The organism is Pseudoduganella sp. jia 12, assembly GCF_055502675.1.
The window spans coordinates 360,845-373,159 of record NZ_JBUXKP010000006.1 but is presented as its reverse complement, the minus strand read 5'-3'; the positions used below and the strand labels follow the sequence as shown (position 1 = coordinate 373,159).

Sequence of the window (12,315 nt, the reverse complement as noted above, 5' to 3'; positions counted from 1 at the left end):
TCAACGAGATTCCATGCGTATCGTACTCGACCTGCAAGCCTGCCAGGGCTCCTCCACCCACCGCGGTATCGGCCGTTATTCGATGGCCCTCACGATGGGCATGCTGCGCCAGGGCGCCGGCCACGAATTCCACGTGGCCGTTAACGGCCGCTTCCCGGAGAGCGTGGCCAACCTGCGCAAGGTGTTCGACGGCCTCATCCCGCAATCGAACATCAATGCCTACCAGCTGCCGGCCGCCATCTGGGAACACCAGGTCGCCAATGCCTGGCGCGTGCGCGCCGCCGAGCGGGTGCGCGAGCACTACCTGGCCGGCCTGGCGCCGGATATCGTGCATGTCTCGAGCCTGTTCGAAGGCCTGGGCGAGGATGCCTGCGTCTCGGTGCAGCATGGCCGCCACCGGCACGATACCGCCGTGACCCTGTACGACCTGATCCCGCTGGTGCGCAAGGAAACCTACCTGACCGACCCGCACGTGGCCAACTGGTACTACCGCAAGCTGCAAAGCCTGAAGAACGCGCAGGTGCTGCTGGCCATTTCCGGCCACTCGCGCATCGAGGCCATCGATGCGCTGCAGCTGCCGCCGGACCAGGTGACCAACATCTCGTCGGCGGTCGACGATATCTTCATGCCCCGAAAGCTGACGCCGGAAGGCGATGCCGCGCTGCGCGCCCGCTACGGCCTGCACCGCCAGTTCATCATGTACACGGGCGGCATCGATTTTCGCAAGAACATCGGGGGCCTGATCGAAGCCTACTCGAAGCTGCCACGCCCGCTGCGCGAAACGCACCAGCTGGCGGTGGTCTGCTCGGTGCCGGACCACGAGCGCACCCGCCTGCTGGCACTGGGCAAGAGCTTCGGCATTCCGGATGGCGACCTGGTGCTGACGGGCTTCGTGTCCGACGACGACCTGGTATCGCTGTACAACAGCACCGACCTGTTCGTGTTCCCGTCGCTGCAGGAAGGCTTCGGCCTGCCCGCGCTGGAGGCCATGTCCTGCGGCGTGGCGACGATCGGCTCGAACAACAGCAGCATCCCGGAAGTGATCGGCCGCGCCGATGCGCTGTTCGATCCGAACCGCATCGACCAGATCACGGCGAAGATGCAGCAGGTGCTGACGGACCGCGATTTCCATGCCGAGCTGTGCGCCCACGGCCTGGTGCAGGCAAAGGAATTCTCGTGGGATGCGAGCGCGCGCAAGGCGCTCGACGCGTTCGAGCATGCCCACGATCGCCGCCGGCAGGCGCAGGCGATCAGCGTTGCCGCGGCGCCCGTGGCCACCGGCCCGCGCCGCCCGCGCCTGGCCTACCTGTCGCCGCTGCCGCCGGAACGCTCGGGCATCGCCGGCATGAGCGGGGAGATGCTGCCGGAACTGGCGCGCTACTACGACATCGACGTGATCGTGCAGCAGCATTTCCCGGTGGACGACCGCTGGGTGCTGTCCAACTTCACGCAGCGCACCGTCGACTGGTTCGAGCAGAACGCCAGCCGCTACGACCGCGTGCTGTACCACTTCGGCAATTCGGCCTACCACGCGCACATGTTCAGCCTGCTGGAGCGGTATCCCGGCGTGGTGGCCCTGCACGACTTCTTCCTGTCCGGCGCGCTGCACTTCATCTCGGCCGCGAGCAACGATCCGGCCAGCTACGGCCGGGCGCTGTACCACGCGCACGGCTACCGGGCGCTGGTGCATGAAAAGCAACAAGGCCGCGAAGCCTCGTACTACGAGTATCCGTGCAACCGGGGCGTGCTCGATCATGCGGCCGGCATCATCGTGCACTCGTCGCATTCGAAGGAACTGGCGGAACACTGGTACGGTCCCGGCAGCGCGGACGACTGGCGCCTCGTGGCGCTGCCGCGGCTGCTGCCCGGCCCGTTCGACCGCGCGGCGGCCCGCGCCCGGCTGTCGATCGCCGATGACGAATTCCTGGTCTGCAGCTTCGGTCTGATGTCGATCACCAAGTGCAACGAGCGCATCCTGGAAGCATGGCTGGAGTCGCCGCTGCATCGCGACAAGAAATGCCACCTGGTGTTCGTGGGCGAAAACAACGTGGGCTCGTTCGGCGACGCGATCTCGGCCCGCATGGCCGGCCATCCGCGCATCCGCATCACCGGCTTCGCTTCGCAGGAACTGTACCGCACGTACCTGGCTGCCGCCGACTGCGCCGTGCAACTGCGCACCCGCACGCGCGGCGAAACGTCCGCCACGATCCTGGACTGCCTGTCATACAGCATTCCCACCATCATCAACCGCCACGGCTCGGCGGCCGAGATGCCGGAACACGTGGCCGTGCGGCTGCCGGACGAGTTCACGGTCGCGGAACTGGCGGCGGCACTGGAACGGTTGCGCGCCGACCCCGCGTTCGCACGGCAGGTCGGGGATGCGGGCTACGCCTACATGTCGACCGAGCACCACCCGGCCCGCACCGCGCGGCTGTATCACGAAGCCATCGAGGACTTTGCCCGCAACGGCAGGCATGCGCATTACACCGCCCTGCTCGACAGCCTGGCGCACATCTCAAGCCCGTTCGAACCCACGGATGCCGACTGGCTGCAGGTGGCGGCCACGATCTCGGCCAACGATCCGCCGGGCGGCACGCGCCAGCTGCTGGTCGACGTGACCGGCCGCGAGGACGATGCCGATGTGCGGGCGCTGGTCGTGCGCCTCGTTGGCGCGGAAAGCGCACCGTGGCGCGTGGAACCGGTGCGGTTCGACGATGGCCGCTATCGCTACGCGCGCCGCTACACGCTGGCTGCGATCGGCCGGCCGGACCTGCCCTTCGAGGATGCGGTGGCGCCGCTGCAGCCGGGCGACTGCCTGCTGTACCCGGACGCCCGGGCCGCCGTGCTGGACGTATCGAACCGCGGCGTGGTGCAGGCCGGGCTGGTGCCGGGCGACGTGCCCGCCGACGCGGCCGATGCCGAAGCGGCGCGGCAGGCCCTCGCGGCACGGCTGCCGGCCGCGCTGGCCGGCGTGCTGGCCGGAGAGTGGCTCGTGCTGAGCGAGGGTGCCGCCCATGTCCGCTGATATCGGGCGCGGGGCCGGTGCGCCGGGGTCCGTGCAGCTGCTCGTCGACCTGTCGGAACTGGTGCGCACGGATGCGCGCTCGGGTATCCAGCGCGTCACGCGCGGCGTGCTGGGCGCGCTGCTGGAAACGGAACCGGCGGGCATGCGCGTGGTGCCCGTCTACGACGCCGGCGGTTTCTATGCACACGCCCCCGTGCCCGGACCCGATGGCAGCCTGTCGCCCTGGCCCGCGGGCGAAGAAACGCCGATCAGTGTGAAAGCGGGCGACATTTTCTTCGGACTGGACCTGGCGCCCGAACAGGTGCCGCGTAACGCGGCCGTGCTGAAAAGCCTGAAAACCCACGGCGTGCGGCTGTATTTCTTCGTGCACGACCTGCTGCCGGTGCGGCATCCCGAATGGTTCTTCGACGGCGCCCAGGCCTGGTTCACCCGCTGGCTGACCGAAGCGGCGCAACTGGCGGACGGCCTGCTCTGCAATTCACAGGCCACCATGAACGACCTGCTCGACTGGTGCGATGAACATCCGCCGGCACGCTCCACGCCGCTCTACCTGGGCTACGCCCACCTGGGCGCCGACCTGGAGAAGGCACAACCGGTCCATGGCCTGGAACCCGGCGACGAGGCCGTGCTGGCGGCGGTGACTGCCCGGCCGACCCTGCTGATGGTGGGCACGCTCGAACCGCGCAAGATGCATGCGCAGGCGCTCGATGCGCTGGAACTGCTGTGGGAACAGGGGGCGGACGTCAACCTGGCCATCGTCGGCAAGGTGGGCTGGAACGTCGGCGACCTGGTGCAGCGCCTGCGCGACCATGGCGAACAGGGCAAGCGGCTCCTGTGGCTGGAACACGCCAGCGACGAGCTGCTGCTGAAACTGTATGGCAGTGCAAGCGCCCTGCTGGTGGCGTCGGCCGGCGAAGGGTTCGGCCTGCCGCTGATCGAAGCGGCCAGCCATGGCCTGCCCGTGATCGCGCGCGACCTGCCGGTATTTCGCGAGGTGGGTGGCGAGCATGCCTGGTTCTTCGATGCCGATACGCCGGCCGCCATGGCCGCGGCGCTGTGCGAATGGTTCGACCGGCATGAGCAAGGCACCGCGCCGCCCTCCTCCGGTATGCGCTCCCTCGACTGGGCCGGCAGTACCCGCGAATTGCTTCGCTGCATGAATGGCGAATGGTTTGCCCAGGCTCCCGTGCGGCTGGCGAGGCCATAGCGGGAATACGCCCCCCCATAGCGCGGTCATACAGGAATAGGCAGCGCAGCAATATTGCCATTCCGCCGACACGCGCTGTAACGAACTGTTGCATTTTTCAAATGACTCGCGCGAAATAATTCTTCTCTAGTAACGCCAGCCGGTAAATAATACGCATCTTTTGTAAAAAATAATAAAGATGCGTCCTTCTCGCTTCCTCCCCGAAGGGCCGGGTCGCTTCGTGTTGCCCGCGCTGTTCGGGGCCAATATCGCGCTGCTGCTGTTTTTTCTGTTCGTCGATTATTCGCTGATCTTTCATTCCGATGCCGCGGTGAAGAACCTGCTGGCACAGGAAATCGTCGAAACGGGCAGCTTCTTCCCGCCCCAATGGAACTATGTCAACAATGACCTGTGGGTGTTGTACAACCACGTGTTCATCGTTCCCTTGCTGGCATTCATGCCCAACGGGTTCACCCTGCATGCGGTTGCCGGCTGCATTTCCGCCGCCTTGATCCTGACTGGCGGCTGGATGTTCGTGCGGCTGCTCGACGCTTCGCGCACTGCCGCGTGGGCCGGGCTGGCGGTACTCGGCGCCGGCCTGTCCACGCCGATGGCGGAGCACGTGTATGGCCAGGCCGCCTACGGCGCCATGTTCTGGATGGGTTGCTTCCTGCTGTATGGCTACTGGTCGCACCTGCGGGCGGCGGGACCGGCACGCCTGGCCTGGGGCGGGCTGACGGGTGCGCTGGCGGTGATCGTCTGCTGGAGCAACCCGCAGCGCGCCGTGGTGTTCTATGTGCTGCCGATGCTGGTGGCGGCACTGGCATTGTGGGAGCGCGACCGGCGCACCGGCGAGCGCGGCGCCTCCCACCTGCGCACCCTGGCCCTGTTCCTTGTCGCCTGCGTGGGCGGCATGGCGCTGAACAAGTTCACGATGCAGTTCGTGCTCAACGTGCCGGGAGCCAACGCCGTCGTCTGGCGCGATTTTCCCGCCATCATGGCCAACGCACTGGCCGTGCTGCGCTCGACGATCGCGATGCTCGACGGCTTGCCGCACCTCGACAGCAAGGTGGCTTCGCCGTATGGTGCCTACCAGTTCATCCGGATCGCGGCAGCGCTCGCCGCACTGTACCTGGTGCCGCGCGCGCTGTGCAGCCTGCTCGCAGGCGCGCACCGCGGCCGTGCATTCTGCGCCGCCTTCGTGGGCACCGCGCTGGCACTGAACCTGGCATTACTGCTGACGACCTCGCTGACGGACGTGCAGAATCCGGACGGCACGGTGCGCTACCTGGTGCCCACGCTGCTCGGCATGCTGCTGATCTTCGTGGTGGCGGCAGTGGACCGGCTCGGCGGCGGACCGCGGCGCCCGGCGCTGCTGGTGCTGGCCGCGCTGGCCACGAGCGCGCCCGCCGCCTACCTGCTCCCTTACGTACAGCATGCCCCGGGTACGCCGACGCCCGAGGCGCGCCTTGCCGGATTCCTGCAAGGCCAGCGCCTGGACTATGGCTACGCCACGTTCTGGAACGCCGGCAAGCTGACGGTGCTGAGCGACCATCGCGTGCGCATTCGCCCGGTGGACATCAGCGACGGCGTGCCGATGCCTTCCAACTGGCTGTCTTCGACCCGCTGGTACCAGCCGGATTATCACCGGGGCGAAACGTTCCTGCTGCTGCGTGCGGAAGAACTGGCACAGGTGGACCGGCAGGTGCTGGCGCGCGAACTCGGCGCCCCCGTGCGCACGCTCCATTTCGAAGGGTGGCACGTGCTCGTCTATGCGCGCAACGTGGCCCTGCTTCCCGCATGGGACCGTTCGCTGCGCCAACCCGCCGATTATCCCGTCACGTCACGCACGCTGCACCAGGTGGGCACCATCGAAGACGGCATCCTCGTCGCCATGCCGGGCGTCGCCGGCCCGCTGCATTTCGGGCCGTTCCGGGCGCTGCCGCCCGGGCGCTACCAGGTCACGTTCGACGTCGGCACGAGTGGCGCCGGCGTGACCGATTTCGGCACGCTGGACGTCTCGGCCAATGGAGGCCGGGACGTGCTGGCCAGGCATGCCCTGAGTGCCCCCGGCACCGGCCCCATCACGCTGACGGTGGAGACGAAGCACGCCCGCGACGCCGTGGAGTTCCGCGTTTTCGCCAGCGGCAAAGGTCGCATCGACATGCGCGGCGTGCGCATCGCCCGGCTTCCCGCGGCGTCCACCGATTCCCTGATTTCCCCATCGAAGCAACCATGACCCAGCCCCTGATTTCCGTCGTCATCCCGGTGTACCGCGCCGAGAAGATCCTGGACGAACTGTACCGCCGCCTGAAGGACGCGCTTGAAACCGTCTCCCCCCGTTTCGAGATCGTGCTCGTCGAAGACTGCGGGCCCGACCGCTCGTGGGACGTGATCGAGCGCCTGGCCGCTGCCGACCCGCGCGTGGTTGGTCTGCAATTCTCGCGCAACTTCGGCCAGCATTACGGCATCACGGCCGGCCTCGACCTCTGCAAGGGCGAGTGGGTGGTGGTGATGGATTGCGACCTGCAGGACGCGCCGGAAGAGATTCCACGCCTGTACGCGAAGGCGCAGGAAGGCTACGACGTGGTGCTGGCCCTGCGCGGCGAGCGCCAGGATCCGCTGCTCAAGCGCCTCACCTCGTGGATGTTCTACCGCCTGTTCAGCTACCTGGCCGACCTCGACATCGATGGCGACAGCGGCAATTTCCGCATCATGTCGCGCAAGGTGGTGAAGAATTTCACGAAGATGCGCGAACAACTGCGCTTTTTCGGCGGCCACGTGCAGTGGCTGGGCTTTCCGACAGCGGCAATCCAGGTGCAGCATGCCGAGCGGGCCGAAGGCAAGTCCACCTACACATTCGCCAAGCTGTTCAAACTGGCCTCGGACACGATCATCGCGTATTCCGACAAGCCACTGCGCATGGCCGCGCGCCTGGGCCTGACGATGGCCGGCGTCTCGTTCCTGTTCGGCGGCTATATCCTGGGCCGCGCGCTGCTGGAAGGTTCGCCGGTGCCGGGCTGGAGCAGCCTGATCGTTTCGCTGTACTTCATCGGCGGCCTGATCATCGGCATCCTGGGCATCATCGGCATCTACCTCGGCAAGGCTTTCGACGAGGTGAAGAAGCGCCCACTGTACATCGTGCGGCGCCTCACGCCGAATGCCGGAGCGCTTGATGACTGATGCCGGCCCGATCCGCCCCTCGCCGTACGATGCCGCGGCATTCGGCATGCCGGCATGGGAAATCGCCGTATACGACGCCGAAACGCTGCGCAGCGCCGATGGCCATGCAGGCCTGCAGACGATCAAGGTCGATCCGCTGGCCGACAAGGCCCTGCTGCAGCGGCATGGCTTCCATTATTGCGACACGCTGCTCGTGCCACGCGCAACGGCGGCCAGGCTGCGCGCCGTGCCGGAACGCGCGGGCCTCGCGATCGAACGGATCGATGCGGAACATGCCGACGCCGGGGGCGCGCTCGCCATCTGCCATGGCGCCTTCGCGCATGGCCGGTTCCACCGCGATTTCCGGCTGGACCGCGCCGGCGCCGACCTGCGCTACGACAACTGGCTGCGCCAGCTGCTGGCCGCCGGCGCCTGCTGGGGCCTCTACGAAGACGGCATGCTGGCCGGGTTCATCGCCCACAGCGGCGCGAACCTCGTACTGCACGCGGTGGCGCCTTCGGCCCGCGGGCGCGGCCTCGCCAAGCACTGGTGGCACCTTGCCGCGAGTGCCCTGTTCGCCGCGGGCCATACCGAAGTGCACAGCTCCATTTCGGCGGCCAATATTGCCATTCTGAACCTGTATGCGTCCCTGGGCTTCGGCTTCGATGCACCGCAGGATGTCTACCACCGGATCGTCACCTGACCAAAGGAAACTCATGCAACCGCATATCCCCTTCAACAAGCCTTTCATGACAGGCCGGGAACTGTGGCACATCGCCCAGGCGCATACCAATGGCCACCTGTCGGGCGACGGCATGTTCACCAAGAAATGCCACGGCTGGCTGGAAGAAAAGACCGGTGCGCGGCGCGCGCTGCTGACCCATTCGTGCACCGCGGCGCTGGAAATGGCCGCCCTGCTGGCGGACCTGAAGGAAGGCGACGAAGTCATCATGCCCTCCTATACCTTTGTCTCCACCGCCAACGCATTCGCGCTGCGCGGCGCTGTGCCGGTCTTCGTGGACGTGCGGCCCGATACGCTGAACATCGATGAAACGAAGATCGAGGCCGCCATTACACCGCGCACGCGGATGATCGTGCCCGTGCATTACGCCGGCGTGGCCTGCGAGATGGACACGATCATGGACATCGCCCGCCGCCACGGCCTGGTCGTGGTCGAGGACGCTGCGCAGGGCATCATGTCCACCTACAAGGGCCGGCCGCTCGGCTCGATCGGGCACATGGGGGCCTACTCGTTCCATGAAACCAAGAACATCATCGCCGGCGAAGGCGGCGTGCTGCTGGTGAACGACGCGGCGTACGCGGAGCGCGCCGAAATCATCCGCGAGAAAGGCACCAACCGCGGCCAGTTCTTCCGCGGCCAGGTCGACAAGTACACGTGGGTCGACATCGGCTCTTCCTACCTGCCCGGGGAGGTGATCGCCGCGTTCCTGTGGGCGCAGATGGAAGAAGCCGATGCGATCACGGCGCGCCGGCTGGCGCTGTGGAACCGGTACCACGAACTGCTGGCACCGTTCGAGGAACAGGGGTTGCTGCGCCGCCCGCAGGTGCCCGATGGCTGCGTGCACAATGCCCACATGTACTACATCCTGCTCGATTCGCTGGAGCATCGCACCCGGGTAATCGGGGCACTGAAGCAACAGGGCATTTCCAGCGTCTTCCATTATGTGCCGCTGCACAGCGCCCCGGCCGGCCTGCGCCATGGCCGCGCGCACGGCGACCTGTCGCAGACCGGCGAGCTGTCGGACCGCCTGCTGCGGCTGCCGATGTGGGTGGGCCTGGACGAGCACCTGCCGCGCGTGGCAGCGGCGCTGAAGGAAGCTCTGTAGCCATGGCGAACCTGGAGAGCGCCGGCTTGCGCGCCCCCGGCATCCGGCAGCGGATCATCCGGCAGCTGGTCGCCTACCGGTCGGTGCTGACGTTCGGCGTCATCGGCGTCGTCAACACGTCGCTGCATTTCGGCACGGTAGTGGCCCTGGTGGAACTCCTGGGCGCCAATCCGGTGGGCGCCAACGTGCTCGGCTTCGCGCTGGCGAACGTGGTTTCGTTCTTCGGCAACAGCCTCCTGACGTTTCGCCAGACACCCACCTGGGCGCGGTATCGGACCTTCCTGGCCGTCTCGCTCGCCAGCCTGCTGCTGGCGGTGATGCTGTCGTCGTTCGTCGAACTGATGGGCTGGCACTATGCCGTGGGCCTGGGACTGATCCTCGTGTGCGGACCCGTGATGACGTATGTGCTGCACAAGACCGTGACGTTCAGGAAGCGGGACCCCTGAAGACCCGGGAAGGTGCGGCATGGCGCCGCACCGATCGCATACATTTCCCTTGTATACACAGGTAGTCAATAATCCATTACTACGAGTAATATTCGAGTACTATCTATAAGGCCTTGAATACATACTAGGGATCATAACGAATGGAACCGAAGACACTTTCTCCGCTTGCCAATCTTATCGTCGATCGTGCGATCGATAATACGAATCGCAAGCTGGTTGCCGGCTACCGCAATAAAAATAATTCTCGCCCGAATGCTACGACAACCGATGCCATGGGAGTAGTCGACGATACGCTTCAAGCTACTTCGGGAACAAGCGTGATGGACGTGGCCAATCGCGGTGTTGCTTGGCGAGAAATGATCGAAAAGAGCTTCACACACGGTATATCGTCGCTTACAACAATGAAGTTCGATGGCGAGTTCACTGTGGAGAACGGCGTTGCCACCGGACTCGATGCCGTGCCGAATCTACCTGGCGTATATGTCGTCTATGACAAGGATGACAAAGCGATTTATGTGGGTGACAGTACCAAGCTGCAGAAGCGCTGGCAGGCAGGGCATCTCAACGAATATAGGCAAGGAGAGCGAAACAACGCTCCCTACAAACTGGCGCCCGAATTGAATGCAGGCTGCACTGTTCGGTTCGTCGTAATGGACTCTGAAAAAACCGCAGCAGCACTGGAAGCCCACCTGATCAAGACCGAAAAGCCTTCTGCGAATCGACGCGAGGAACTGAAGACCGAACAGGGCAAGCGCACTAATATCGAGGCGCAAAAGCTCAAGGACGCGTCAGGCAGCACAGCCAGCCTTGCCGCTGGAGCAGCCCTAGAAGCAGCGGGGAACAGTGCCTGGAATGTGTTAGAGCAACTCACCAGCGCCATGATGAAAGCACTCAAAGATGAGCTCGTGGATATCTTTGCTGGAGGAAAGACCAAGATCGTGGATCGAATCAAGCGATTTTTTTCAAAAGTATGGGCAGTCATTCAGAGCATCATCGACAAACCCATGAAATTGCTTGAAGGGATTTTTGAGTTCGTTGTCAATGCCCTGACAAAGGCAATCCGACAGATTTACCAACTGGCACGAAATATCTTCGATCTGGGCAGTAATGCATGGAGTCTTTTCCAAGGTGCGGCTTCCATGACCCGCGAAGAGTTGATCCGGAAGATTACGGAAACGATCCTTGTCAGCGCGACCCTCGTGTTCTGGGATGCGGTCGACCCGATCATCGAAAGCCAGTTAGTCGGTCTGTTAGGCCCACTAGCGCCTTACGTCGCAGCGGCCATCTCGGCCATTGGTTTTGGGCTATCAAGCCATTCGTTGCAGAAGTTCGTTCCGAAAATGGTCGACTTCTTGCTGGCCACCCATACTGGCTATCATAAAGCGCAGGAAGCGCAGCGTACGGCCTGCTTGCGTCTGATTGATGTCCAGGAAAGTGAACTTCAACTCATTGGCACCCTCGGCGAGCACATGCAATCGGCGGCCGACTTCGAGATAAAGACCACTGCACATATCCGTCAACTGACGCCGCACAGAGCAATCGAAGCATTTGATGTACGAACCATCAAAAGGATTCGTCGATGAGCCAAGCTAACATCGCAGTAGCCTCGACAGACCGGGATGATTTTCTCGCATTTGAACGTGAGTTCAATCAGAATCTTAAGGAACTTGCCGAAGCGCTTGCTCAAAGTAATGCAGCTATAACGAAGTCGCAATCTGTTGCCAAAAAAGGAACCTGGAAAATGGTCTGGGGCGCCTTGAACGGTGACAATCACAAGGATCTCGCCGATATTACTGGCGAGTTGGCGCTCAGCTTGAATGTGACGCAAAAAGTCCTTGATCTTGTAATGAAGGTCAGCAACAGGAAGAATGGCTTCCTGAAGCAGTTCCACGAAGTGCTGGTCAAGAAAATCACGAATCTGACGAACGATACCCAAACACTGGACAGCAACCAGCGTGAGGCGACTTTGGCTATCCTCGAAGAATTCGAGCACCAGGTTTCAGGCCAACTGGTTCAAAGTGAAATGGTCGAGCGGCATCAAGAACGCCTGGAAAGCATCGATCGGTACATCGAGGCCGCAGACCTCCGGGCGGCTGGAGACACTGCACAGCTAGCGCTTTTCTCTGCAAATCTAGTTGACCTACGTGCTTTCAGTGACTCTATGACTGCACGGATAGAACTGGAAGCCAAACGCCACGACGAAACAGTGGTGACAGTCAGCAATATAATCGAACGGACCCACAAGGCTGAGCATGGCCTAGCCATTTTGGGTGCAGGTGTCGCAAATGAAAAGCTTCGCCTCGACGAATTTGAAGGCATCAGCCAAGGAAAGTGGCAGAATATCGCTGACCTGAACGCCATGGCTGCGCGACTGATCACGCAACTCAAGGAACTGGAATCAACGTCAGCGGAACAGCGCGCGTTGATCGACGCCCAACGCACAACAATCGATCAGGTTACCGCGGACTTGGCACAGGCCTTGGTAGCGGCTGATATCCAGGTAGCAGCACAGGCCAAGCGTATCGACAGCCTGGAAATCCTGATCAACAAGTCCAAGAGTCTCCCTCATGTCATGCTTCGACATGCTCCGGCGATACTTGCCATCGTGCTTGCTACGTGGGCACTGCTGCAAACCGGGTAACTGTTGAC

The 12,315-nt window shown here is 63.6% G+C and carries 9 protein-coding genes; all 9 read left to right on the top strand.

Annotation, left to right across the window (positions count from 1 at the left end; all coding sequences use genetic code 11):
- Positions 1-13: 13 nt before the first annotated feature.
- Complete coding sequence (locus ACY65G_RS15955) at positions 14-3,025, top strand: glycosyltransferase (RefSeq protein ID WP_464998296.1); 3,012 nt, start codon at positions 14-16, stop codon at positions 3,023-3,025.
- Complete coding sequence (locus tag ACY65G_RS15950; protein WP_464998295.1) at positions 3,015-4,232, top strand: glycosyltransferase family 4 protein; 1,218 nt, start codon at positions 3,015-3,017, stop codon at positions 4,230-4,232. The genes ACY65G_RS15955 and ACY65G_RS15950 overlap by 11 nt, the downstream gene beginning before the upstream one ends.
- Before the next feature lie 178 nt (positions 4,233-4,410).
- Positions 4,411-6,450 (top strand): hypothetical protein, encoded by a 2,040-nt coding sequence (locus ACY65G_RS15945; RefSeq protein ID WP_464998294.1) that lies wholly within the window; start codon positions 4,411-4,413, stop codon positions 6,448-6,450.
- Entirely contained in the window at positions 6,447-7,394 is a 948-nt protein-coding gene (locus ACY65G_RS15940) for a glycosyltransferase family 2 protein (RefSeq protein ID WP_464998293.1), read from the top strand. Before ACY65G_RS15945 ends, ACY65G_RS15940 begins: the two co-directional genes overlap by 4 nt.
- Positions 7,387-8,076 carry a GNAT family N-acetyltransferase gene (locus ACY65G_RS15935; protein ID WP_464998292.1) on the top strand — a complete coding sequence of 230 codons (690 nt, stop codon included), beginning with the start codon at positions 7,387-7,389 and terminating at the stop codon, positions 8,074-8,076. The genes ACY65G_RS15940 and ACY65G_RS15935 overlap by 8 nt, the downstream gene beginning before the upstream one ends.
- A gap of 13 nt (positions 8,077-8,089) precedes the next feature.
- A complete protein-coding gene (gene rffA / locus ACY65G_RS15930; RefSeq protein WP_464998291.1) occupies positions 8,090-9,220 on the top strand; it encodes a dTDP-4-amino-4,6-dideoxygalactose transaminase in 1,131 nt (376 codons plus the stop codon).
- Between the two features lie 2 nt (positions 9,221-9,222).
- Positions 9,223-9,666 (top strand): GtrA family protein, encoded by a 444-nt coding sequence (locus ACY65G_RS15925; protein ID WP_464998290.1) that lies wholly within the window; start codon positions 9,223-9,225, stop codon positions 9,664-9,666.
- 140 nt (positions 9,667-9,806) lie between these two features.
- On the top strand, positions 9,807-11,249 hold the full coding sequence (locus ACY65G_RS15920; RefSeq protein ID WP_464998289.1) for a nucleotide excision repair endonuclease: 1,443 nt from the start codon (positions 9,807-9,809) through the stop codon (positions 11,247-11,249).
- A complete protein-coding gene (locus ACY65G_RS15915; RefSeq protein WP_464998288.1) occupies positions 11,246-12,307 on the top strand; it encodes a hypothetical protein in 1,062 nt (353 codons plus the stop codon). The genes ACY65G_RS15920 and ACY65G_RS15915 overlap by 4 nt, the downstream gene beginning before the upstream one ends.
- The last annotated feature ends 8 nt before the right edge of the window (positions 12,308-12,315 follow it).

Coding starts and splice junctions, on each gene's coding strand:
- ACY65G_RS15955 (WP_464998296.1), top strand. CDS start 14: ATGCGTATCGTACTCGACCTGCAAGCCTGCCAGGGCTCCTCCACCCAC.
- ACY65G_RS15950 (WP_464998295.1), top strand. CDS start 3,015: ATGTCCGCTGATATCGGGCGCGGGGCCGGTGCGCCGGGGTCCGTGCAG.
- ACY65G_RS15945 (WP_464998294.1), top strand. CDS start 4,411: ATGCGTCCTTCTCGCTTCCTCCCCGAAGGGCCGGGTCGCTTCGTGTTG.
- ACY65G_RS15940 (WP_464998293.1), top strand. CDS start 6,447: ATGACCCAGCCCCTGATTTCCGTCGTCATCCCGGTGTACCGCGCCGAG.
- ACY65G_RS15935 (WP_464998292.1), top strand. CDS start 7,387: ATGACTGATGCCGGCCCGATCCGCCCCTCGCCGTACGATGCCGCGGCA.
- rffA (WP_464998291.1), top strand. CDS start 8,090: ATGCAACCGCATATCCCCTTCAACAAGCCTTTCATGACAGGCCGGGAA.
- ACY65G_RS15925 (WP_464998290.1), top strand. CDS start 9,223: ATGGCGAACCTGGAGAGCGCCGGCTTGCGCGCCCCCGGCATCCGGCAG.
- ACY65G_RS15920 (WP_464998289.1), top strand. CDS start 9,807: ATGGAACCGAAGACACTTTCTCCGCTTGCCAATCTTATCGTCGATCGT.
- ACY65G_RS15915 (WP_464998288.1), top strand. CDS start 11,246: ATGAGCCAAGCTAACATCGCAGTAGCCTCGACAGACCGGGATGATTTT.